23 protein-coding genes and 1 pseudogene are annotated in these 22,005 nt (G+C 68.7%); 7 read left to right on the top strand and 17 right to left on the bottom strand.

What is annotated here, in order from left to right; translation table 11 throughout:
- Positions 1–15: 15 nt before the first annotated feature.
- Positions 16–687 (bottom strand): DUF998 domain-containing protein, encoded by a 672-nt coding sequence (locus AB0J90_RS20570; RefSeq protein WP_363598071.1) that lies wholly within the window; start codon positions 685–687, stop codon positions 16–18.
- Between the two features lie 76 nt (positions 688–763).
- Positions 764–1,087, bottom strand: a complete 324-nt coding sequence (locus AB0J90_RS20575) for a multidrug efflux SMR transporter (RefSeq protein ID WP_363598073.1) — start codon at positions 1,085–1,087, stop codon at positions 764–766.
- Between the two features lie 359 nt (positions 1,088–1,446).
- On the opposite strand from AB0J90_RS20575, the gene AB0J90_RS20580 reads away from it, so the two are divergent.
- Both AB0J90_RS20580 and AB0J90_RS20585 read left to right on the top strand, forming a co-directional pair.
- The gene (locus tag AB0J90_RS20580) at positions 1,447–1,974 is read left to right on the top strand and encodes a hypothetical protein (RefSeq protein WP_363598075.1); all 528 of its coding nucleotides are present in this window, start codon (positions 1,447–1,449) and stop codon (positions 1,972–1,974) included.
- A gap of 57 nt (positions 1,975–2,031) precedes the next feature.
- On the top strand, positions 2,032–2,625 hold the full coding sequence (locus AB0J90_RS20585) for a hypothetical protein (RefSeq protein WP_363598077.1): 594 nt from the start codon (positions 2,032–2,034) through the stop codon (positions 2,623–2,625).
- A 64-nt stretch (positions 2,626–2,689) separates the two neighbouring features.
- On the opposite strand, the gene AB0J90_RS20590 is transcribed toward AB0J90_RS20585, so the two are convergent.
- The 6 genes and pseudogenes from AB0J90_RS20590 to AB0J90_RS20615 form a co-directional block, all read right to left on the bottom strand.
- Positions 2,690–3,463 carry an urease accessory protein UreD gene (locus tag AB0J90_RS20590; RefSeq protein WP_363598079.1) on the bottom strand — a complete coding sequence of 258 codons (774 nt, stop codon included), beginning with the start codon at positions 3,461–3,463 and terminating at the stop codon, positions 2,690–2,692.
- Positions 3,463–4,221: an urease accessory protein UreG gene (ureG, locus tag AB0J90_RS20595; RefSeq protein WP_363598081.1), complete on the bottom strand. Its 759-nt coding sequence runs from the start codon at positions 4,219–4,221 to the stop codon at positions 3,463–3,465. Before ureG ends, AB0J90_RS20590 begins: the two co-directional genes overlap by 1 nt.
- The gene (locus tag AB0J90_RS20600) at positions 4,211–4,873 is read right to left on the bottom strand and encodes an urease accessory UreF family protein (protein ID WP_363598082.1); all 663 of its coding nucleotides are present in this window, start codon (positions 4,871–4,873) and stop codon (positions 4,211–4,213) included. The genes ureG and AB0J90_RS20600 overlap by 11 nt, the downstream gene beginning before the upstream one ends.
- A 3-nt stretch (positions 4,874–4,876) precedes the next feature.
- Positions 4,877–6,586, bottom strand: coding sequence for an urease subunit alpha (locus AB0J90_RS20605; protein ID WP_363598084.1), 1,710 nt, complete (start codon positions 6,584–6,586; stop codon positions 4,877–4,879).
- A 164-nt stretch (positions 6,587–6,750) separates the two neighbouring features.
- Positions 6,751–7,056: pseudogene (locus tag AB0J90_RS20610) on the bottom strand (urease subunit beta); the annotation flags it as partial.
- A gap of 40 nt (positions 7,057–7,096) precedes the next feature.
- Positions 7,097–7,399 (bottom strand): urease subunit gamma, encoded by a 303-nt coding sequence (locus AB0J90_RS20615; protein ID WP_326559487.1) that lies wholly within the window; start codon positions 7,397–7,399, stop codon positions 7,097–7,099.
- A 226-nt stretch (positions 7,400–7,625) separates the two neighbouring features.
- Here AB0J90_RS20615 and AB0J90_RS20620 point away from each other — a divergent pair, with 226 nt between their 5' ends.
- A complete protein-coding gene (locus AB0J90_RS20620; RefSeq protein WP_363598085.1) occupies positions 7,626–8,222 on the top strand; it encodes a YbhB/YbcL family Raf kinase inhibitor-like protein in 597 nt (198 codons plus the stop codon).
- A 66-nt stretch (positions 8,223–8,288) separates the two neighbouring features.
- Here AB0J90_RS20620 and AB0J90_RS20625 read toward each other — a convergent pair whose 3' ends face one another.
- The 3 genes from AB0J90_RS20625 to AB0J90_RS20635 form a co-directional block, all read right to left on the bottom strand.
- Positions 8,289–8,891, bottom strand: coding sequence for a hypothetical protein (locus AB0J90_RS20625; RefSeq protein WP_363598087.1), 603 nt, complete (start codon positions 8,889–8,891; stop codon positions 8,289–8,291).
- Positions 8,888–9,766, bottom strand: coding sequence for an ATP-binding cassette domain-containing protein (locus tag AB0J90_RS20630; protein WP_363598089.1), 879 nt, complete (start codon positions 9,764–9,766; stop codon positions 8,888–8,890). Before AB0J90_RS20630 ends, AB0J90_RS20625 begins: the two co-directional genes overlap by 4 nt.
- A gap of 67 nt (positions 9,767–9,833) precedes the next feature.
- A complete protein-coding gene (locus AB0J90_RS20635) occupies positions 9,834–10,028 on the bottom strand; it encodes a hypothetical protein (RefSeq protein WP_363598090.1) in 195 nt (64 codons plus the stop codon).
- A 368-nt stretch (positions 10,029–10,396) separates the two neighbouring features.
- On the opposite strand from AB0J90_RS20635, the gene AB0J90_RS20640 reads away from it, so the two are divergent.
- Both AB0J90_RS20640 and AB0J90_RS20645 read left to right on the top strand, forming a co-directional pair.
- Positions 10,397–10,660 (top strand): hypothetical protein, encoded by a 264-nt coding sequence (locus AB0J90_RS20640; RefSeq protein ID WP_363598224.1) that lies wholly within the window; start codon positions 10,397–10,399, stop codon positions 10,658–10,660.
- Positions 10,661–10,882: 222 nt separating this feature from the next.
- Positions 10,883–11,683: a hypothetical protein gene (locus AB0J90_RS20645; RefSeq protein ID WP_363598092.1), complete on the top strand. Its 801-nt coding sequence runs from the start codon at positions 10,883–10,885 to the stop codon at positions 11,681–11,683.
- A 1,163-nt stretch (positions 11,684–12,846) separates the two neighbouring features.
- Here the strand turns inward: AB0J90_RS20645 and AB0J90_RS20650 are convergent.
- The 6 genes from AB0J90_RS20650 to AB0J90_RS20675 all read right to left on the bottom strand — a co-directional run bounded on the left by AB0J90_RS20650 (position 12,847) and on the right by AB0J90_RS20675 (position 18,860).
- Positions 12,847–13,635: a DUF1684 domain-containing protein gene (locus tag AB0J90_RS20650; protein ID WP_363598094.1), complete on the bottom strand. Its 789-nt coding sequence runs from the start codon at positions 13,633–13,635 to the stop codon at positions 12,847–12,849.
- Positions 13,632–14,492: an ATP-binding cassette domain-containing protein gene (locus AB0J90_RS20655; RefSeq protein WP_363598096.1), complete on the bottom strand. Its 861-nt coding sequence runs from the start codon at positions 14,490–14,492 to the stop codon at positions 13,632–13,634. The genes AB0J90_RS20650 and AB0J90_RS20655 overlap by 4 nt, the downstream gene beginning before the upstream one ends.
- Positions 14,489–15,289, bottom strand: coding sequence for an ABC transporter ATP-binding protein (locus AB0J90_RS20660; RefSeq protein WP_363598098.1), 801 nt, complete (start codon positions 15,287–15,289; stop codon positions 14,489–14,491). Before AB0J90_RS20660 ends, AB0J90_RS20655 begins: the two co-directional genes overlap by 4 nt.
- Positions 15,286–16,188, bottom strand: a complete 903-nt coding sequence (locus tag AB0J90_RS20665; protein WP_363598100.1) for an ABC transporter permease — start codon at positions 16,186–16,188, stop codon at positions 15,286–15,288. Before AB0J90_RS20665 ends, AB0J90_RS20660 begins: the two co-directional genes overlap by 4 nt.
- Entirely contained in the window at positions 16,185–17,147 is a 963-nt protein-coding gene (locus tag AB0J90_RS20670) for an ABC transporter permease (protein ID WP_363598102.1), read from the bottom strand. Before AB0J90_RS20670 ends, AB0J90_RS20665 begins: the two co-directional genes overlap by 4 nt.
- A gap of 150 nt (positions 17,148–17,297) precedes the next feature.
- Positions 17,298–18,860: an ABC transporter substrate-binding protein gene (locus AB0J90_RS20675; RefSeq protein WP_363598104.1), complete on the bottom strand. Its 1,563-nt coding sequence runs from the start codon at positions 18,858–18,860 to the stop codon at positions 17,298–17,300.
- A gap of 415 nt (positions 18,861–19,275) precedes the next feature.
- Between AB0J90_RS20675 and aspS the strand changes: the two genes are divergently transcribed.
- Positions 19,276–21,102, top strand: a complete 1,827-nt coding sequence (aspS, locus tag AB0J90_RS20680) for an aspartate--tRNA ligase (protein WP_363598106.1) — start codon at positions 19,276–19,278, stop codon at positions 21,100–21,102.
- A 4-nt stretch (positions 21,103–21,106) separates the two neighbouring features.
- Positions 21,107–21,928, top strand: a complete 822-nt coding sequence (locus AB0J90_RS20685) for a sugar nucleotide-binding protein (RefSeq protein WP_363598108.1) — start codon at positions 21,107–21,109, stop codon at positions 21,926–21,928.
- Positions 21,929–22,005: the final 77 nt, after the last annotated feature.

Consider the following 22,005-nt stretch of genomic DNA (forward strand, 5'->3'; position numbering starts at 1 on the left):
TGTAGCGGGCCGGGCTCACTCCACCGGGCTGGGTTCGGCGGCCGTGTCGGTGCCGGCGGCCGGCAGCGCGGACGGGGCCAGCCGGGCGCTGATCGCCACCACCATCGGCCAGATCGACTCGGCACCGGCGGCAAACCGCTCGGTCAGGCCGATCCACGGGCCGCGGCTGAACATCTCGACGCCGAACCAGGCGCAGAGCCCGATCGGGACCAGGCTGGCGATGATCGCTGCGGGTCGGCGTACCGCCCAGGGGCGGGGTACGCCGGGGTCGGCCCAGGTCGGCCAGAACCTGTCCCGCAGCGCCACCGTCGAGGCCAGCGGCCAGAGGGCGAGCGCGACGAAGGCGGTCCCGGCGACGAACGCGTGCTCGTCCGAACCACCGTTCTCCGGCTGCGGGAAGAGCGCCACCAGGCCGGTCGCGATCCCGCCGAGGGCGAGCAGGGCCCGGCCCAGCACCCCGGCCAGCACCAGCCCGATCGCGGTGACCAGGTAGCAGGCCCCGGCGGCGGCCAGGCCGAGCTGCATGATCCACGGGTCGGTCGCACCGGGCCCGGCCAGCACGCTGATGGTGTCGAAGATCGGGTCGTAATGATCGGGTTGGCGAGCCGCCCCGGCGGTCCAGCCGCCGATCAGGAAGAACGGTGCACCGATGGCGGAGAGTAGGGCCCACCACGGCACGGGTCGCATTCGGTCACCGTACTGCGGAGCATCGGTGCAGGTCCGGCGATTGCGGACGGTCGTTGAGCCCCGGTGAGCGGCACTGTCAGTGACGCGCGCCCAACTCCAAGGCGGCCACTCCCGCGATCACCAACACCAGCCCACCGACCTGGATCCAGGTGAGGCTGTCACCCAGGAACGCGGCACCGATCACCGCCACCAGGGCCACCCCGATGGCCGACCAGACCCCGTACGCGACACCGACCGGCATGCCCCGCTTCAGCACCTCGGCGAGCAGTACGAAGGCGATGACATAACCGATCACGACGATCACCGACGGGACCAGCTTCGAGAACCCCTCGGAGATCCGTAGCGCGATGGTCGCGCTCACCTCACTGAGGATCGCCGCACCCAACAAGATCCACACCATTCGCGTTCCTCCCTCCGGATCGGAGTTACTCTCTCGTACCCGAACTGTCGGGCCGAGTTGGGGTGTCCTGGGGTGCGGCGGTCGTGACAAGTCGGTAGCGCGGAACCCAGTCTGCTCCGGCGACGTCCAACAGTTGTCCGTTCGGCTGTTTTGTCGTTCGGCCGTCCTGCGGACAAGGGAAGTTTGTCTGGTGTTAACCGGACCAAACTGTTCGGGCGATCTCGGTACGGGAAGGATTGGCGACAACATCGTGGTTCATCGATACGTGTATCTCGCGATGCTGTTGCTGGAAGGTTCCCGGCTTGGAGGCGACTTTGAAGCAGATCTGGTCCAGTAGGCTCCCAAACGTACGACGATCGGTGGGCATTGTGGTTGCGGCGGTAATTGTTGCTACCGTCACGCTCCAGCCGGTCGGACCCGCGCGCGCCACCTACTACTCGGGTGGAATGTGGAGTGCGCACTTCCCCATCCGGTCGTACAGCTACAACAGCACCTGGCAGGTGCCGCTCGACCGGGCGCTGACCAACTGGTACAACACTCCGACGGCGGCCTGGATCGAGAAGTCGGCGTCGGCGCCGTCCTGGTTGGAAGCCTCGTCTTTCCCCGACACGTGGTTCGGACTCTATACCCCCTACGGGTCGGGGTCCGGGAGGTATTTCCGGATCCAGATGAACTCCCGTACGCTGAGTGCGAGTTCCGGCGGCAATTTTGCCAACTGGGTGACCAGCAGCTTCACGCACGAACTCGGGCACGCTTTGAGTCTGAATGACAATCCTCCGGTGGCCGCCAGTGCGTCCCTCATGCGGCACGACCGTAATCGGGCGACGTTGACTACTCCCCAGCAGTACGACATCAACGACGTGAACAACTTCTACAGCTCTCGCTAGCTTGAATAACTATGGATCGGAGTCAAGTTGTCAAGAGCACGGGGTTTGCTGACAGCCGTGGTAGCTGCGGTGGCGATGCTCGGGGTGTCCGGCTGCGCGGCGGATGCTCCGACCGGCGATACCGGCCCGACCGGCTCGGTTGTCGACTACCACCCGGACTACCCGTCGTACGAGAATCTCGCCAGCCTCTACGAGCAGGCCGATGTCGTCATCGAAGCCACGATCGAACCGGGGACCAAGGTGCAGAACCTCACCCCCTCCAAGGTTTCCGAGAGTGATCCCCAGCTGAATCCGAACGCGGGGATGCCCAGCGGCCAGCAGCAGGCGAGCGAAGCCCTGGTGGTGACCGTTTTCCAGGCCAAGGCCAACCGGGTCTTCAAGGGCGACGTCAAGCCCGGCGCTCTCGTCCCGGTCAAGCAACTCGGCGGTGACTACCAGGGTGTGACCTACCGCGAGACAGACGCGGTGGCGCTTCGCAGCGGCACCGGCTATATCCTGTTCCTCGCGCTCTTCCCCGACTCACCGGCCTCGCTGCTCAACCCTGACCAGGCCCAGTACCCACTCGACGCGGCGGGCAAGCCCGGTCCGGTCAGCGCGGAGGCAGTGACCTTCACGGTCGCGGATCTTGAGCGACTCTCCGCCGGCCGGTAGCTCTCGACGTGGGCTCGGCCCCGGACACGAGAGCCGGGCGCCGAGCCCACCCGGCGGTCTACGCCTACCGACGTACGGAAGCCGCGGTATCGGGCGCGGACAACTCGCCGCGCATAACCTCTCGGACCATGGCGAGATCGGTGCCGGTGGCGGTGACCAGCACCGCCGGTCCGCCGACCAGCGGCATCCGAGCGGCGTACGCCCCCAGCGGCGCCGCCTCCGGCAGCCCCGTCTCGGTCCAGGTCGGGTCGACCCGAAGCAGTGTTCCGGTGACCCGTGCACCGCCGAGCCCGGCCGGACCCGCCCAGCCCGGAGCCCTCGGCCCCACCGCCAGTTCGTTGCGCAGCAGCGTACGGCCGGCGTAGCGCACGGTGGTGCTGATCCGTACGTCACCGACCTGCTCGCCGTGCCGCCCGCAGACCAACTCCTCCCGCCAGACCAGGGCCGCGCCCTCCGCCAGCTCCAACACCGAGCGGGAAAGGTGATCACAGCGGGCGGCACCGATCAGCGGCTCGGGCAGCCACCGCAGCCGCCCGCCCGCGCCGATCCGCGCCACCACCTCCAGCCGGGACTGCCCACCGCCCGCCCCCGGCAGCGCCAACGACGCCGCCACGGTCCGTACGCACAGCAGCGCCCCGGCACCCACCTCGATCTCGATCCGCAGCCGGTCCCCGCCGAGCGGCCCGGCCGCACCCCCGACCAGGTGCACCTGCACCTCGCCGGGCTCACCATCCGGTCCGGTACGCCGCAGCAGCAGCGGAGCCTCCCCGCGCAGCTCGGTCAGCCTCGTTCCCCGAGAGCCGTCCGCCACCGCCACGATCCGGGCAACCGCCCGCATCAGTACGAGGCCGGTGACCGTACGACCCCGGTCCGGTCCGCGACGAGGGCGCGTACCCAGTCGGCGACTGGTGTTGCCGCCCTGTCCTGCACCAGGGAGAGGAAGACGGTCGGCAGGTCGCCCCGGCGGGCCGCCGCGTCCCGGGACATCACCGACAGGTCGGCCCCGACCAGCGGCGCCAGGTCCGTTTTGTTGATCACGAGTAGGTCGGCGCCGGTGACTCCCGGCCCGCCCTTGCGCGGCACCTTGTCACCGCCGGCCACGTCGACCACGAAGATCTGCTGGTCGATCAGCCCCTTGCTGAACGTCGCGGTCAGGTTGTCGCCACCGCTCTCCACCAGCACCAGGTCCAGCGGCCCGAGCGTCGCCTCCAACTCCTCGACCGCGTCGAGGTTCGCGGAGATGTCGTCCCGGATCGCGGTGTGCGGGCAGCAGCCGGTCTCCACCGCCCGGATCCGCTCGGCCGGCAGCACGCCGTGCCGGAGCAGGAAGTCGGCGTCCTCGGTGGTGTAGATGTCGTTGGTCACCACCGCCAGCCGCAGCTCCGCCGACAGCGTCCGGCACAGCGCCGCGACCAGCGCGGTCTTGCCGGAGCCGACCGGCCCGCCGATCCCGATCCGCAACGCCCGACCCCCGTCGACCGGGGCACCGGCCAGCGCCGGATGCGGATCGACTCCCGGATCAGGATGGGTGTGCGGCGGCTCGTCCGGATCGTGCGTGTGCGGCGTACCGGCCGGGTGAGAGGTATCAGGATGCAAAGAGACGCACCTCCTGGCTCGCGTGCAGTTCGGCGCCGATCTCCAGCAGGACAGCGGAGTCGGCAGGCAGGTCGTCGACCGGATCGTCGACCCGGCCGGCCGCGTCGGCCGCCAGCCGGTCGCATTCGCCGGCCAGACCGGCAAGCAGGGCATGGACCGCGTACGGGTCAAGACCGAGCAGCCGTACGGCGGCACTGGCCGGACCACTGACCGACCCGTACGCGCTGGCCACCGCCGCCTCGGTCGGGCTCAGCCCGGCGGCAGCCGCCACCAGGCCGAGCGCCACCGGTTGGTGCAGACCGGTCGGGGACGCCCCGACCGGCACCGCCACCGGGCCGAAGATCGCCCGTCCGGCGCGTACGAGTGCCCTGCCCTGGGCCCGGGAGACGCGGCGCAGCGCGGGTGACGGCGTACGCGTGTCCAGGCCGTCGTCCAGGTCGGCGGCCGGCACCCGGCCGGCGCAGGCGCTCGCCGCGAACGCGGCGCCGACCCGGCCGGTGGTGGCGAGCCGGCCGCGCAGGAACTCGGCCAGCCCGGCCAGGTCCCGCAACCTGCCCGAGGCGACCGCCGACTCCAGCCCACCGGAGTGCGCGTGCGAGCCCGCGGGCAGCCGCCCGTCGGCCAGCACCAACAACGTGGCCAGCGAGGACATGTCTTAGAAGAGGAAGTAGCGCTGGGCCATCGGCAGCTCCGTCGCCGGTTCGGGCTCGATCACCGCGCCGTCGATGCGGACGGTGAAGGTGTCCGGCTCGACCTCGATCCGGGGCAGCGCGTCGTTGAGCGGCATGTCCGCCTTGCCGCGCGACCGGACGTCGGCCACCGGGGCGAGCCGTCGACCCAAGCCGATCCGCTCACCGAGCTTGTCCTCGATCGCGGCCGGCGCGACGAACGCCAGGCTGGTCTGGGCCGGCGCGGTGCCGTACGCGCCGAACATGGGGCGGGGCAGGACTGGTTGCGGGGTCGGGATCGAGGCGTTGGCGTCACCCATCTGCGCCCACGCGATCATGCCGCCCTTGATGACCAGGTGCGGGCGTACGCCGAAGAACACCGGATCCCAGAGCACCAGGTCGGCGAGCTTGCCCGCCTCGACCGAGCCGACCTCGGCGTCGATGCCATGGGCGATGGCCGGGCAGATCGTGTACTTGGCCACGTACCGCCGGGCACGCTGGTTGTCCGCGGCCCCGTCACCGGGCAGCGAGCCGCGCCTGGCCTTCATCACGTGCGCGGTCTGCCAGGTACGCAGGATGACCTCGCCGGCCCGGCCCATCGCCTGCGCGTCCGACCCGATCATCGAGATCGCCCCGAGGTCGTGCAACACATCCTCGGCCGCCATCGTGCTCGGCCGGATCCGGCTCTCGGCGAACGCCAGGTCCTCCGGCACGGTCGGGTTCAGGTGGTGGCACACCATCAGCATGTCGAGGTGCTCGTCGAGGGTGTTGCGCGTGTACGGCCGGGTCGGGTTCGTCGACGACGGCAGCACGTTCGGTTCGGCGGCGACGGTGATGATGTCCGGCGCGTGCCCGCCGCCCGCCCCCTCGGTGTGATAGGCATGGATCGACCTACCGCCGATCGCGCGCAGGGTGTCGGCGACGAAACCGGCCTCGTTGAGGGTGTCGGTGTGGATCGCCACCTGCACTCCGGAGGCGTCCGCGACCCGCAGGCAGGCGTCGATCGCGGCCGGGGTGGTGCCCCAGTCCTCGTGCAGCTTGAAGCCGCCCGCGCCGCCGCGCAACTGCTCCCACATCGACTCTTCGCGGACCGTGTTGCCCTTGCCGAGCAGCAGTACGTTCACCGGCCACGGGTCGATCGAGGCCAGCATCCGGGCCAGGTACCAGGCGTTCGGCGTGACCGTGGTCGCCTTGGTCCCCTCGGCCGGGCCGGTGCCACCACCCATGATCGTGGTGATCCCGCTGGCCAGCGCCGTCTCCAGGATCTGCGGACAGATCAGGTGTACGTGACTGTCGATCCCACCGGCGGTCAGGATCTTCCCGTTGCCAGAGATGATCTCCGTCCCTGGCCCGATCACCAGGTCAGGGTGCACACCGTCCATGGTGTCCGGGTTGCCGGCCTTGCCGAGCGCCACGATCCGACCGTCCCGGATCCCGACGTCCGCCTTGACGATGCCCCAGTGGTCGAGCACCACCACACCCGTGATCACCGTGTCCGGCGCACCCTCGGCCCGGGTCGCCATCGACTGTCCCATCGACTCCCGGATCACCTTGCCACCGCCGAAGACCGCTTCGTCCCCGTACCCGCAGTAGTCCCGCTCGACCTCGACCAGCAGATTCGTGTCCGCGAGCCTGATCCGGTCCCCGGCCGTAGGCCCATACAGCGCGGCATACCGCCGCCGATCCAGCGTGCTCACAGCCCACCCCCGGCGTTGCCCGTGCCGCCCTCGCCGCTGCCGCCCGCGCCTTCGTTCGCCTCGTTGATCATGAAGTTAGCGACAGTTTTCGGCCTGAAATCTGCGCTAACTTCATGATCAACGCGTTGGTCGGCGCGTTGGTCGGCGGGTTGGTCGGCGGGCTGGTCGAGGGGGCCGGCGGCGGCACCCCGTAAGCCGGGGACGGTGCGGGTGCCGGCTAGGGGGATGAGGGCTACTTCGCGGGTGATGCCGGGTTCGAAGCGGATGGCGGTGCCGGCGGGTACGGCGAGTCGGTGGCCCCAGGCGGCGGATCGGTCGAATTCCAGTGCCGGGTTCGCCTCGGCGAAGTGGTAGTGCGAACCGACCTGCACCGGCCGGTCGCCGGTGTTGCTGACCGGCAGGGTCAGCACCGGCCGACCGGCATTGATCTCTATGTCGCCCGCACCAGGAAGCACCTCGCCCGGGATCATGTGGTCCACCTTCCCAACGGAGCCGCTGCGGGCCCCTGGCCTACGAGATCGGGTCGTGTACGGTCACCAGCTTCGTACCGTCCGGGAAAGTCGCCTCGACCTGCACTTCGGGCAACATCTCGGGCACCCCTTCGAGGACGTCCTCGCGGCCGAGCACCCGCCGGCCGGCGTCCATCAGGTCGGCGACGCTGCGACCGTCGCGCGCCCCCTCCAAGAGGAACGCGGTGATCACCGCCGTCGCTTCCGGGTGGTTCAGCCGTAGCCCACGTTCTCGCCGGCGCCAGGCGACGTCAGCGGCGACGTGGATGAGCAACCGGTCCTGCTCGTGTCGGGTGAGGAACAACGCAGTACCTCCGGACAGGGGAGCGAACATTGTGGATCGTGCCAGTCGCAGGTAACGCAGGTGTTACGCCGTATGGCCGCTGCTCACGGGGCTTCGCGACCCGATCGGTCCCGGTAGCTTCGTCGATGTACGCAGCATTGCCACGTTAACGGGGGAGAGGACACGGGGGATGGGACAGCGGTCGGTTGTGGAACCAGGGCGGCCCATGCGGGGAGGCCGGCTACGGGTGGTGACCCGGACGGCCAGCCTGATCGTACTGGTGGTGGTCGGTTCGCTGCTGACCGGATGCGGGCAGGACAGCGCACCGACGCCCGATCCGACCTCGGCGCCGAGTCTGACGCCGACGCCGGATCCGATGGCGGGAGCCAGTCCGGCGAAGACGATCACGGTCACCAGTTCGGCCTTTGCCGAGGGCGCGCGGATACCCGAGCGGTACACCTGCAAGGGCGGCAGCGAGCGCCCGCCGCTGGCCTGGTCCGGTGACGTCGGGGACGCCGCCGCGTTCGCGGTCATCGTCGACGACCCGGACGCACCGGGCTTCACGTACGTGCACTGGATCGTTTACGACATCCCGGCCGCCACGAAGGAGATCCCGGCCGGTGACCTGCCCGCGGATCTGCTCCAGGCGTCGAACTCCAACGGTGGCGCGACCTGGACCCCGCCCTGCCCGCCGAGCGGCGAACACCGCTACCAGTTCACCGTCTACGCCCTGGCGAAGAAGATCGGCCTGCCGGCCGGTACCGAGGCCGGCGAAGCGCGTAAGGCGATCGAGGCGGCGACCATCCGGGTGGGCAGCCTGACCGGCCTCTACGGCAACCTCTGACGTCATCGGCGGTGCGTGGGCGCGGCAGACGGTTCGGCGCGAGCAGCAGACGCGTCAGACGACTGATCAGTCGCCGGTCAGGTCGCGGCGGATGGCGATGACCGCGCCCACGAACGCCACGGCCGCCCAGCCGGCGGCGATCAGCAGGCTGTCGCGCTCACCGGCGCCGCTGCCCAGGAATGCCGAGAACGGCAGCGGCGCCTTCAACCTGCCGACCAGCCCCTCGACGAAGACGAACCAGCCCGCGCACCCCAGGAACAGCCAGGTCGGACGACGTACGATCGCCGCGGTCGCGGCACCGAACACGGCCATGACCGGCACCACCGTCAGGGTGTACCGGTACTGGGTCAGGTCACCCTTTGCGAGCACGGTGGCACCGCTCAGCGCGGCGACTCCCGAGGCGACGACCACACTCGCGATGACCTGGGCGATCAGCACCAGCACCCGCTTCGGCTGGGCCAGGTAGAGCAGCACCGCCGTACGGTGTTGGTAGTGCTGGGCGACGGTCATCACAGCCAGCCCGAACGCCCCCAGGCAGGTCAGCAGCGCCCACGAGTCGACGTTGAACCAGCCGAACAACGCGCCTACCGTGCCGAGGACGGCGATGGAAACCCAACTGGACCGGATCGTCGCCGCCCGGTGAAGCTCACTGCGTACGATAGCGATCATCGGGTGGCGGCCAGGTCGAGGAAGATCTGTTCGAGGTTCGGGGCGTCCACGGTCATCTCGTAGATGGGTACCTGCGCGCCGAAGGCGATCTCACCGGCGTCCTCGGGGGACAGTCCCACCACTTCCAGTGCGTGTCCGTCCGTTGTCACACTGCCACCGGCACCCTCGAACGCCCGCCACAGGCGTTGCGGGTCGCGACCGCGTACCCGAAGCTTGCGGGCCGAGGCGCCGTAGAGGCTGGCGAGCGGTGCCGTACACCGGACCTGCCCTTTGGCGATAATCACCACGTCGTCGATGAGCTGCGCCAACTCGGCCAGCAGGTGACTGGAGATGAGTACGGTCCCACCCTCGCGAGCGTGGTCGCGCAGCAGTTGACGAAGCCATGCGATGCCCTCGGGGTCGAGCCCGTTCGCCGGCTCGTCCAGGATGAGCACCGACGGATTCCCCAACAGTGCGGTCGCCACCGCTAGGCGCTGGCGCATTCCCAGCGAGTAGTCGCCACTGCGCTGGTCGGCGGCGTACGCCAACCCGACGTACTCCAGCAGGGTGTCCGCACGGGACCGGGGTGCACCGACCGCGATCGCCTGGGAGATCAGGTGCGCCCGACCGGTCTGCCCCGGATGACTGATGCCCTGTTCGAGGACCGCGCCGACCTGTCGCAGCGGATGCGCGAGGTCACGGAACCGCTTGTTGTTGATCAGCGCCTCGCCGGACGTCGGTCGGCTCAGCCCGAGCAGCATCCGCAGCGTCGTGGTCTTGCCAGAGCCGTTGAGCCCGAGAAACCCGGTAACCCTGCCCGGTACGGCAGTGAAGCTGACACCGTCCACGGCTCGCACCCGGCGATACTGCTTGGTGAGTTCGAGGGCCTGGATCATCGCGCCCATTATCGCCAGCCGCCCGCCGGCCGCGCAGCCCCCGCCGATCCGGCCAGGCCCGTCGCGGTCAGCCCGCGTCCGAGCCGTCCATCCGCCGAACACGCCTTTCCGCGTACGCCTGGACCTCGGCCGCCAACCAGATGCGTCCCACCCCGAGCGTGTCGATCGGGGCGGGGAAATCCGGCCGGTCGACCAGGATCGCGGCACGCTGACGGCTGACCCCGAGCAGGTCGGCCACCTCGGCCAGCGCCATCATCCGCATCGGCGCACTTTGCGATGAGCGGGGATAGGCAGGTAGTCAACGAGGCTGTTGACTACCTGTCACCACCGGCCTCGGCACCCTCGGTCCATGCGGACGCGACGCGCTCTCAGACCGATTCCGTTGGCACCCGTCCACCGCCGCACCTGGAGGCGCTTGCGCCGCTGGTGCTCCTGCGGCCTCCGCTGGACCTCATGCCCCGACCGCCGCCAGCCCGTCCCGTACGAGCCACAGTCAGGTCCCGCCGTTCGTCCTGACCGGGGCAACCGCCCGAACTGGGACGCGTTGACCGTCGCGAACCCCCGCGTAGGCCGACCCGGCTACCCCACCCCTGCCCAGCGCTGGCGAGCGAACGGCGGTCGCTGGTGACCGTGCCGCCGCTCCAGCAACGCCAACACCTCCCCCTACGCCCACTCTGGATCTGCCGAATCTGCGCCGCCCCCTGGCCGTGCGCCCCTGCACGCCTGCGCCTCTGGCACGAGTACGCCCACGACCGCGTCGCGCTCGCCATCTACCTCTCGACGGTCCTGCACGAGGCCGCCGCCGACCTCTACCGCCTGACTCCCCACCCCGGTCCCGACCCTGCGGACCTCTTCGCCAGATTCCTCGGCTGGTCCCGCCATGGGTCGATCTGATTCGCGAGGTCAGGTGATGTTGTGGATGGATGTTGAGCAGATTTTAGAGTTCATCGCCAAACCCCGCAGATGACAGAGTCGGCTCGCTGCTGATGGTCGACCGGCTTTGACCTGTCGTGTCACGGACATATTCGGCAGATGTTACGAGAGACGTGACACCATCGCGCGGTCAACGGCATGAGAGTGCGCCTGGATACACGGGTCGTGATTTAAGGGGAGCTTATGGAGCTGGGTCGTCTAGCGATCGGGTTTATCGCCGCTGTGGCCGTGCCGGCGAGCATACCCCGGTTGCGTGCGCAAGCATACTGGACAGTGCTATTCGCCTTCGCTTATGCCGCCTATACTTCATTTGCAATACTTGATGGAATCAGGGCGTGGGCTATCGGTCTGTTCGCGGCGGTACTGGCGCTAATCATCTGCAAGCGCCGCTCGCGTTCGGATGTCAGTGCAAACGTCGTCAACGGAGACGTGGAGGTAGCCGTTCCTCGTCTCGGTATCGGCAAGAAGTATGGGTTATTTGAGGGGACTGTAAAATTCTATCGCTACCTCGTCTGCCGGATCGATGTTCTAGTGCTACTCGTCATCCTTTGTATAGCAGGGGTAATTGCGTTCGGGTTATATGAGCGCGGGGGTCTGACGAGGCTGATCGAAAATGATCGAATTGCCCTGTTGTCTTCTGGTGCGTTGCTGGCGGTATTTGCTGGGAATGAACTTGTGCTCGTAGTGATCCGTCCGTACCTGCTGTCCCTCGAGCGTCAAGGGGAAAATGTTGCCTCCATCGTCCCGACGGGGCTTCATATCGGCTGGATCGAGCGGACCATCGTGTTTTCTTTCATTGTGGCGGGTGAGCCTGAAGCCGCCACCCTGGCAGTTGCCGCGAAATCGCTAATACGCATCCCCGAGGTGCAGCGCCATGCGGGGGTCTTCGCTCAGTATGTGGTTGTGGGCACCCTCGCAAACCTACTTGTTGCGATGCTTGCGGCCATCATGGTCAGAGTGTCCTGTGGGCTATCGCCCCTTTGATGTCGGCTCGATCAGTAGGGCGCGTCCGTTCTTGAATCCCGCAAGACCAATAGTCTCAGATCGGAACTCCTGAACTTGAGGTGCCGGGTTGTTCAATACGGTCAAATCGCCCGCAAAGCCTCGACTGCCTCAGTGTCGTTCTGTTGGCGATGTCGACGGGCTTGAAGGGCGGTGGCGTATGCTGTGGGTATCGCGACCAACCAATGCACGCTTTGGAATCCGGCTCTCACGTCTTGCAACTTGAAGGGTGAACAAGAATGAGTGAGCCATTAGGGCCATTTCAGACTATTTGGGACGCATGGGACGAAGTGCATCTCGATATCATGGGCCAGTCTGCGGATGACTTTCGCAGGATCGTTGACGTTCAGTTTGCGGAGATGAACGACCACCTGGCTGAGGGGCAAAGGGTTAGGGCCGCGTTAGAGGTTGTAGACATCATTAGTGTGGCACTTACAATGTTGCGGTGGCTCGACTTCAAGCCAGATGAGATTGCATCTATGGCAGAGCGGAGAGCTCGTGACCGTATGCAGGGTCAGGTGAGTGAGATTCTTGATAAGTACCGGATATCTCGCTCAGATGGCCTGCGTCCGGCTGATGCTCGTGATTCATCAGCATTGACGGACTCGTAGCTCACCGTCTAGTCGCAGTGGCTGGTGTGTAGGTGGGCAGATGGATGTGATGCGGAATTTTACTGCCAGGAGAACTAGGAAGTGTGCGTTACTCTGAGATTGCCTCGTGGAACGCTTCGTGTAGGCTCGAGGTCTGATCTGCGGTTCATCGACGGATTTTGGGGCGTCTTGACGGAAGCCGTAGCTGTCTAGTCGGTTCAACGAGAGTTGGTCGGTCCAGTTCTGTGTGCCGGACTGCGCGTCGCGCCGAAGCTGAGCGCATCCACTCCGATGATGCCAGGTGCCGCTGCTGGAGGCGTTGGATCTCTGAGTCGTTTATGTAGTTCGTCGAATTCGGGTAGGGGCAATGGTCGGTGAAGACATTCCCTGAAGTGGCGGCCAGAGCCACGTCGTTTTTTGGTTAGGCGACGCGCGGTCAGCGGTAGCCCTTTGAGCTGTTCGGCGAGCTGATCTCCCGAGAATCATCCCAGAAAGGTTGCGGAAACCCGGCTGACCACAAGGCCGATGGGCTCGTAATGGAGTATCGGCCCGTTGTTAGGCGTGGGTGCGTACGCGCTGTTCGCCGGCTTCCACCGGGAAGGGGAGGATGTTCTGGCGGGGCGGGAGGGGGCAGATGAACGCGTCGGAGAAGGCGCACGGCGGCAGCTCCACCCGGTTGAAGTCCAGCGTCACCGGCCCCGGACCGGTCGGCAGCGGTACGAACAGGAAGCGCGAAGCCGCGTACGACTGCTTGCCACTGGTCGCGTCCCGGAAGGTCAGGTGCGCCTCGCCCGCGTGACCGGTGTCGAGCCCCACCATCTCCACCTCGTGACCGTCCACGGCGAACGAGAACGTCCCGATCACCTGGTAGTCGACCTCACGCCCCGAGTTCGTGTGCACGATGTGCTCGGTCGTGTTCACCTCGGCCGGGCGGAACTCGGCGGTCACCACCCACGCCGGATCAGGGGCGAACGCGTCGATGCCGGCGAAGGTCCGTACCCCTTCGGAGTTCGGGTCGTAGGTCCGTACGGCGGTGTCGTTGCCCCGGCGGATGATGACCAGCGCGACGTCGCCCACGGCGAGCCACTGCCCGTCGCGGATGACCGCCTCGGTGACCGGCTCGCCGTCGACGCTGAGCCCGGACGCTTCGGTGACCCGCACGACACCGTTCTCGACCGACCAGCGGCCCGGCACACCCTCGATGACCGTCTCGTCGGAGATCCAGTTGGTGCCGGTCAGGGTCAGGTCACCACCGGGGGAGGAGACCTTGGTTTCCCGCTGGTCGTGCCACTTCCGCCACTCGTCGGCGAAGTTGTCGCTGGTCACATCGGTGTCGACGCTCATGCCGTCTCCTCGGTTCGTGCAGTGGGAAGCGCCGCCTCGCCCGGAAGGGCCGCCGCGCTCGGAAGCAGATCAGCCGTACCCGGCGGGGCAGTCAGGTCGGCGGGGAGTTGCGGGATCGCGGCCAGGAGCGCGCGGGTGTAGTCCTGGGTCGGTCGTTCGAGCACGGTGGCGGTCGGGCCGGACTCGACCACCCGGCCGTGCCGCATCACCAGCACCTGTTGGCAGAGCTGGCTGACGATCGCCAGGTCGTGCGACACCAGCACCAGCGTCAGCCCCAGCGTGTCGACCAGCTCGCGCAGCAGGTCGACGATCTGGAGACGTACGGAGACGTCGAGGGCGCTGACCGGTTCGTCGGCGAGCAGCAGCCTGGGCGACGGGGCGAGCGCTCGGGCGATGGCGATGCGTTGCCGTTGGCCGCCGGAGAACTCGTGTGGGTAGCGCTTGCCGTCGTCGGGGTGCAGGCCGACCGCGGTCAGCACCTCGGCCACCCTGTCCGCCCGTTCGGCGCGGTCCTTGCCGATTTTCAGCGACCGGAGCGGCTCGGCGACGATCGCACCGACCGACATCCGGGGGTTCAGCGACGAGCGCGGGTCCTGGAAGACCACCTGCACCTGGCTCCGGAACTCCCGCCGGGGCACCTTGCCCAACGGCTGCCCACCGAAGCGAACCGAACCGGAGCTGGGCCGGTCGACGCCGAGCAACAGGCGCAGCAGCGTGCTCTTGCCCGCACCGGACTCACCGACGATGCCGAGGCTGACACCACTGTCGATGGTGACATCCACCTGGTCCAGCGCGGGCCGGGGACGCCCGGCGTACTGGCGGGTCAACGAACGACCGGCGAGCAGTTCGGCGCTCATCGTTCAACCGTCCCAACGGTCAGGCGGGTCACCTGAGCCGCGCTGGTGACCAACTGCCGGGCGTACGCCGACTGTGGGCGGCGCAGGACGTCGCCGGTGGCGCCGGACTCCTCCACCCGACCGTCGCGCATCACGATCAGCCGTTGCGCCAGGCCGGCCACCACCGGCAGGTCGTGGCTGATGAACAGCAGCGCCACCGAGGTCTCCTCGATCAGTTCGTCGAACAGGCTGAGGATCTGCGCCTGCACGGTCACGTCCAGCGCGGTGGTCGGCTCGTCGGCGATCAGCACCCTGGGGCGGCAGGCCAGGGCCATCGCCAGGGCGACCCGTTGCCGTTGGCCACCGGAGATCTCGTGCGGCAGGGCCCGTACCAGGCGTTCCGGGTCGGGTAGTCCTACCCTCTCGCACCAGTGGACGGCCTGCGCCTGCGCGTCGGTGCGGTTCAGGCCCCGGTGCAGGCGCAGCGGGCCGGCGATCTGTCGGCCGATCGGCATCAGCGGGTCGAGCGCGGTCAGCGGTTCCTGGAAGACCATGCTGACGGTGTTTCCGCGTACGCGTCGCCAGTCGCGGTCCGGTGCGGCGATCAGGTCGCGGCCGTCGACGGTGATCCGGCCGCTGACCCGCATGCCTTCCGGCAGCAGGCCGAGCAGGGCGAGTGCGGTCAGCGACTTGCCGGAACCGGACTCGCCGATCAGGCCGACCCGGTCACGGGCGGCGAGTTCGACGTCCAGGTCCTTGACCAGGGTGCGGTCGTCGAGGGTGACGGTGAGGTGTTCGGCGGCGAGGATCGTGGTCATCGTTTCACCGCCCGTCGGTTGCGGCGCAGTTGCGGGTCGAGGGTTTCGCGCAGGCCGTCGCCGAGCAGGTTGACGCCGATCACCGCGATCGCGACGGCGATGCCGGGCAGCAGCACGTTCCAGGGGGCGACGCTCACCGTCGGCTGGGCCTCCTGGAGCATCCGACCCCAGGATGGTGCCGGTGGCGGGGTGCCGAGACCGAGGTACGACAGCGACGCCTCGGCGATCACCGCGATGCCGAACGCCAGGGTGGCCTGGACCAGCAGCGTGTGCCAGATGTTCGGCAGCACGTGCCGGATCAGGATCATGATCGGCCCGGTGCCGGAGGTCCTGGCGGCGAGCACGTAGTCCTGGGTGAAGATCCGGCTGGCCGAGATCCGGGTCAGCCGGGCCACCTCGGCGCAGACTCCCACCCCGATCGCGATGATCGCCACCAGGGTCGACGCGCCGTAGACGGTGACCAGCAGCATCGCGAGCAGCAGGGTCGGGAAGGCGATCAGAATGTCGACCACGCCGATCACGGCGTCGTCGGCGATCCGGCCACCGGCGGCGGCGAGCAGGCCGAGCGGCAGGCCGAGTGCGAACGCCACCGCGACTGCGGCCGTACCGACCCAGACGGCGGTCCGGGCGCCGAGCATGAGCTGGGTGAACTGGTCGCGGCCGAGCCGGTCCGTGCCGGCCCAGTGGTCCGCCGACGGGCCGGCGAGCCGGCCGCCGGGGGTGGCCTGGTCCAGCGCGTACGGTGTCCAGAAGAGGCTGACCAGGGCGAGCGCCAGGATCAGGCCCAGCAGCACCGCCCCGGCGACCAGGGAAGGTGACCAGCCCCGGCGCACGCGAGCACCGGCCACCACCGGGGCTTCCGGTGGCGCGATGGTCGGGTCCAACAACGGTACGGTCACGCCTGACCTCGCAGTCGGGGGTCGATGAGCCGCTGGATCAGGTCCACGGCGAGACCGAGCAGCAGGACGGTCGCGGTCATCAGGAAGACCGCGCCCTGCACCACCGGCAGGTCCCGGGACTTCACACTCGTCAGCAGCAGGCTGCCGAGGCCGGGCAGGGCGAAGACGCTCTCGATCACCACCGTGCCGAGCAGCGAACCGGCGAGCAGGACCCCGAGCACGTTCACCACCGGGGCGGCGCCGTTGCGCAGACCGTGCCGCCACAACGCCCTCGGCAGGCTGTAACCGAGCGAGCGGGCGGTACGGATGTACTCCTGGTTGAGCACGTCGAGGGTGGCCGAGCGGACGTACCGGACCAGCAGCGACGCCTGGGCGATGGTCAGCGTGACCACCGGCAGCACCAGCGACTGCACCGCGGCGCCCGGGTCCTGCCAGCCGTTGCGGGGGAAACCGCCGGGCGGCAGCCAGCGCCACTGCACGGCGACCAGCCAGACCACCACGATGCCGACCCAGAAGATCGGCAACGCGATGCCGAGCTGGGCCAGGCCGGAAACCGCGACCCCGGCGGCGTTGCGTCGGCGCAACGCCGCGAACACCCCCACCGGTACGGCGACCAGGATCGAGGCCACGAAGGCGCTCAACGCCAGCGGCAGCGTCACCGGCAACCGGTCGACGATCTGTTCCAGCACCGGCGTACGGGTGAACAGGCTGTCGCCGAGGTTGCCGGTGAACAGCCCGCCGAACCAGTCGCCGTACTGGGTGAGCAGGGGGCGGTCGGTGCCGAGCTGGTGGCGGATCGCCTCGATCTGCTCCGGTGGCGAGCCGACCGCGAGCAGGGTCACGGCTGGGTCGCCGGGCAGCACCCGGAGCAGGAAGAAGACCGCCGAGCCGGCCAGGAATAGCGAGCCGACCAGCCAGCCGAGCCGGCGCAGCAGGTATCCGAGCATCGTCAGCCCCACCGCCGTCCCTGCGAACGCTTCAGCCGAAGCCGAGACCGAAGCCGAGACTGGAGCCGAAGCCGGAGCCGAGACCGGAGCCGAAGCGGCCGAGGGCCGGCCGGTGACCCGGGGGAGCGGGTACCGGCCGGCCAGGGCGCGCTGACGGGGGAATCAGCGCTGCTTGCTGATCGGGGCGACATAGAAGCTGTCCGTGGTGAGGTTCTTCTGGTAGCCGCTGACCGCGCTGGACGCGATCTTGATTGCCGGGTCGAGGTAGAGCCAATCGCTCGCCGCGTCCTCGGAGATCTGCCGGGCGACCTTCTTCAGCAGCTCGGTCTGCTCGGCCTCGGTGGCGGCCGTCTCGGACTGCTTCACCCACTCCTGGACCTGCGGGTTCTTGTACTGCCAGTAGAAGTCCGGGTTGCCGTACCAGACCAGGTCACGCTGGTTGACGTGGGTCATGATCGTGGCCTGGAAGTTGTGGTTCTTGTAGACCTTGTCGGTCCAGGTGGCGTCGTCGATCGGGTTCAGTGTGATGTTGATGCCGGCCTGGGCGAGCTGGCTCTTCAGCCCCTGCGCCACGATGTTGATCGAGTCGGACGGCACGTAGTCCACGGTGAACGACAGCCCACCGGCGAACCCGGCCTTGGCCAGCAGCGCCTTCGCGCCCTCGACGTTGTGGTCGTCGATGCTGGTCAGGTCCTCGTACCAGGGGTCGGTCGGCGGGACCATCGAGCCGAGGATCTGGCCACGCTCGGCCCAGACCGCGGTCAGCAGCGCCTTGCGGTCGGTCGCCTGGCGGATCGCCTTGCGTACGTCCACGTTGTCGAACGGGGCCACCGAGTCGTTGAAGTTGAACAGTTCCTTGGTGGTCGAGGTGCCCTCGACGATGGTGAACTCGGGCCGGTTCTCGAACTGGGCGAGCACGTCCGGGCTGGTCACCTGGGTCACCAGGTCGAGCTGGCCGGCGAGCAGGGCGTTGTTCTCGGCGGTGGTGTCCTTGAAGAAGCGGTACACCACCTCCTTGTTCTTCGCCTTGTCACCCCAGTACTTGTCGTTGCGGACCAGGTTGATCGAGTCGCCCTGCTTCCAGGTGCCGACCGTGTACGGCCCGGTACCCACCACGGTCGTCTCCGGGTTGCCGGCGCCGGGCTTGGTCACCGCGGCCCCGGTCGAGGCCAGGTAGAACAGGAACGACTGCGACCGCTGGCTCAGCGTGACCTTCACCGTGTTGTCGTCCGGCGCCTCGATCGTCTTCATGATCGAGAGGTCCTTCTTGCGGGCGCTGGTGGACTCGTCCGAGGTGACCCGCTTGAGCGTGGTCACCACGTCGGCCGCCTTCAGCGGGGTGCCGTCGGAGAAGGTCACCCCGGACTGGAGGTGGAACGTGTACGTGGTCCCGTCCGGCGCCACGTCCCACGACTTCGCCAGCAGCGGCTCGACCTTGCCGTCGTCGGTCAGCACGGTCAGACCCTCGACCACGTTGCGCAGCAGCACCTGGGCGTGACCGGTGTTGCCGCCCTTGACGGTGTTCAGCGTGGTCGGCTCGTTCAGCGAACCGATCGTGATCGTCGCGTCCGGGTCGGCGCCACCGGCGCTGCCGGACGGCCCGTCGGACGAGTTCGAGCAGGCGCTGAGCAGCAGGGCGCCGATCGCGGCACCCGCCGTGACCAGGCCGAGTCGGCGACGGAAGTGACGTACGGGGGAGCGTCCCCCGGGTGGGCTGGACGACATGTGCTGGCTCCAGGTGTGGCGGGCCACGATGACGACGGATCGGCACCGTTTGCGAGGGTTATCAGAGGGGGGCCGTACGCGCCGGCCGGTGCGCGGCACTGGGCAGCCGGCGGCCGGGGAAAAGTCTGTGTGCTGACGACGAGACGGTCAGCGACAACAACAGCCGCGTACCGGCGCGACGCCGGCCATGCGCCCAGCACACTGGGACGGATACGCGACGCTCATGTCAGGGACCATACCCGCGATCTTGCATTCCCTACCAATCCGATGGGAGTAATCTTGGCCACGTTTTGCCAGGGTGGCGTGGGTGGTCGGGGGAGCGGGCGGGGGCTGTCCGGGGGAGGGCACCGGGCCCGCCGAGCCGCCCTGACAGAATGCAGGAGCCACATCCTGGACCCATGAGGAGAGCCCTGCCGTGATCCGTACCCATGACGCCGGCAGCCTGCGCGCGACGCACGCCGGCAGCACGGTGAAGCTCGCCGGCTGGGTGGCCCGCCGGCGCGACCACGGCGGCGTGATCTTCGTCGACCTGCGCGACTCCTCCGGCGTGGTGCAGGTCGTCTTCCGCGAGGGCATGGAATCCGCCCACGCGCTGCGCAACGAGTTCTGCGTCCTGGTCACCGGCGAGGTCACCCGCCGCCCCGAGGGCAACGACAACTCAGAGCTGCCCACCGGCGAGATCGAGGTCACCGCGAGCGAGCTGGTCGTGCTCTCCGAGGCCGCGCCGCTGCCGCTGCCGGTCGACGACCAGGTGGTGGCCGGCGACGACATCCGACTGCGCTACCGCTACCTCGACCTGCGCCGCAGCGGCCCGGCCAACGCGCTCAAGCTCCGCTCGAAGGCCAACCAGCTCGCCCGGGGTGTGCTGCACGACCGCGACTTCCTGGAGATCGAGACGCCGACCCTGACCCGGTCGACGCCCGAGGGTGCCCGCGACTTCCTGGTGCCCGTGCGGCTCCAGCCCGGCTCCTGGTACGCGCTGCCGCAGTCCCCACAGCTGTTCAAGCAGCTCCTGATGGTCGGCGGGATGGAGCGCTACTACCAGATCGCCCGCTGCTACCGGGACGAGGACTTCCGCGCCGACCGGCAGCCGGAGTTCACCCAGCTCGACATCGAGATGTCCTTCGTCACCGAGGACGACGTGATCGACCTCGGCGAGGCGATCGTCACCACCCTCTGGCGCGAGCTGGCCGGACACCAGATCAGCTCCCCGATCCCGCGCATCACCTGGCACGACGCCATGAGCCGGTACGGCTCCGACAAGCCCGACCTGCGCTACGGCGTCGAGCTGACCGAGTTGACCGACTACCTGCGCGGCACCGAGTTCCGGGTGTTCGCCGGGGCGATCGACGCCGGAGGCTACGTCGGCGCGGTGGTCATGCCCGGCGGCGCCGGACAGACCCGCAAGGAACTCGACGGCTGGCAGGACTGGGCCAAGTCGCGCGGCGCGCGCGGACTCGCGTACGTGGTGCTCGACGCGGAGACCGGCGAGGCCCGGGGCCCGGTGGCGAAGAACCTCTCCGAGGCGCACCTCGGCGGGCTCGCCGACGCCGTCGGTGCCAAGCCCGGCGACGCGGTCTTCTTCGCCGCCTCCACCAACCAGCGCGAGGCGCAGGAACTGCTCGGCGCGGCGCGGGTCGAGATCGCCAAGCGGTCGAACCTGGTCGACGAGTCGGCGTGGGCGTTCTGCTGGGTGGTCGACGCGCCGATGTTCGAGCCGACCTCCGACCAGGAGAACGGCGGGGCGGGCGGCTGGACCGCGGTGCACCACCCGTTCACCTCCCCGAACGCGGACTGGGAGGGGCGCTTCGAGGAGGCACCCGACCGGGCCCTGGCGTACGCGTACGACATCGTCTGCAACGGCAACGAGATCGGTGGCGGTTCGGTCCGTATCCACCGGGGTGACGTACAGAGCCGGGTCTTCGACCTGCTCGGCATCACGCCCGAGGAGGCGACGGACAAGTTCGGCTTCCTGCTGGAGGCGTTCAAGTACGGCCCGCCGCCGCACGCCGGCATCGCGTTCGGCTGGGACCGGGTCTGCATGCTGCTCGCCGGGGCGGAGTCGATCCGCGAGGTGATCGCCTTCCCGAAGACCCGTGGCGGCTTCGACCCGCTGACCGGGGCACCGACGCCGATCACCGGCCAGCAGCGCGCCGAGGCCGGCATCGACGCCAAGCCGAAGCCGCCGACCCCGGCACACGCCGGCACCGCCGGGGTGGCCGCACCGGTCGAGCCGGTCTGATCCGTTGACCCTGCTGATCGTCGGGGCCAGCGGTTACCTCGGCGGCGAACTGTGCCGCCAGGCGGTGACCGCTGGTCTCCGGGTCGTCGGGACGTACCATCGCGCACCCGGCGCGGTCGGCGGTGTCGACTGGCAGCGGCTGGACATCAACGACCGGGCCGCCGTGCGTGCGCTGGTCACCCGGGTACGACCGGCCGCCGTGATCGGTACGGCCGCCGTCTACGGACAGTGGGCGGTCTGTGCCGACGGGGCCGGTCACGTCGCGGCTGCCGCCGCAGAGGTGGGCGCCCGACTGGTGCACCTGTCCAGTGACGCGCTGCACGGCGGGCGCCCGGAGCCGTACGCCGACGACGAGCCACCCACCCCGGTCTATCCGTACGGGGCGGCGAAGGCGGCCGGTGAAACCGCCGTACGGCTGGCCGCCCCGCAGGCGGCGCTGGTGCGTACGTCGCTGATCGTCGGCGACGAGCGGAGCAAGCAGATCCGGCTCTGCCTCGACGCGCTCAGCGGGGCAGCGGGCGTACGCCTGTTCACCGACGAGTTCCGCTGCCCGGTCGACGTACGCGACCTCGCCTCGGCGGTGCTGGAACTGGTCGACTCGGACTATGCCGGGGTGCTGAACGTGGCCGGCGCGGACCCGGTGAGCCGGGCCGAACTGGGTCGGTTGGTGGCCCTGCGCTACGGCTTGGACCCGGCGAAGCTCGCGGTCACCACGATCGCCGCCGCGGGTCAGCCCCGCCCGGCCGACGTACGCCTGGACAGCTCCCGCGCGGCGGCCCTGTTGAAGACCCGCCTGCGCGGCGTACGCGAACTCCTCGCTGCCTGAACACCTCCGAACCTCCCCGAACGGAAACTTGCAGAAAACTTCTGCATAGGAGTTGTGCATAGATTCTGTGCAGAAGT

This window comes from Micromonospora sp. NPDC049523, from assembly GCF_040676775.1.
Lineage (GTDB): Bacteria > Actinomycetota > Actinomycetes > Mycobacteriales > Micromonosporaceae > Micromonospora_G.

What these genes read in the sequence shown, in the direction of transcription:
- AB0J90_RS20570 (WP_363598071.1), bottom strand. Translation starts at nt 687, where the DNA reads ATGCGACCCGTGCCGTGGTGGGCCCTACTCTCCGCCATCGGTGCACCG.
- AB0J90_RS20590 (WP_363598079.1), bottom strand. Translation starts at nt 3,463, where the DNA reads ATGCGGGCGGTTGCCCGGATCGTGGCGGTGGCGGACGGCTCTCGGGGA.
- AB0J90_RS20675 (WP_363598104.1), bottom strand. Translation starts at nt 18,860, where the DNA reads ATGTCGTCCAGCCCACCCGGGGGACGCTCCCCCGTACGTCACTTCCGT.
- AB0J90_RS20645 (WP_363598092.1), top strand. Translation starts at nt 10,883, where the DNA reads ATGGAGCTGGGTCGTCTAGCGATCGGGTTTATCGCCGCTGTGGCCGTG.
- AB0J90_RS20635 (WP_363598090.1), bottom strand. Translation starts at nt 10,028, where the DNA reads ATGCGGATGATGGCGCTGGCCGAGGTGGCCGACCTGCTCGGGGTCAGC.
- AB0J90_RS20575 (WP_363598073.1), bottom strand. Translation starts at nt 1,087, where the DNA reads ATGGTGTGGATCTTGTTGGGTGCGGCGATCCTCAGTGAGGTGAGCGCG.
- AB0J90_RS20660 (WP_363598098.1), bottom strand. Translation starts at nt 15,289, where the DNA reads ATGACCACGATCCTCGCCGCCGAACACCTCACCGTCACCCTCGACGAC.
- AB0J90_RS20625 (WP_363598087.1), bottom strand. Translation starts at nt 8,891, where the DNA reads ATGATCGCTATCGTACGCAGTGAGCTTCACCGGGCGGCGACGATCCGG.
- AB0J90_RS20655 (WP_363598096.1), bottom strand. Translation starts at nt 14,492, where the DNA reads ATGAGCGCCGAACTGCTCGCCGGTCGTTCGTTGACCCGCCAGTACGCC.
- AB0J90_RS20630 (WP_363598089.1), bottom strand. Translation starts at nt 9,766, where the DNA reads ATGATCCAGGCCCTCGAACTCACCAAGCAGTATCGCCGGGTGCGAGCC.
- AB0J90_RS20650 (WP_363598094.1), bottom strand. Translation starts at nt 13,635, where the DNA reads ATGAGCGTCGACACCGATGTGACCAGCGACAACTTCGCCGACGAGTGG.
- AB0J90_RS20600 (WP_363598082.1), bottom strand. Translation starts at nt 4,873, where the DNA reads ATGTCCTCGCTGGCCACGTTGTTGGTGCTGGCCGACGGGCGGCTGCCC.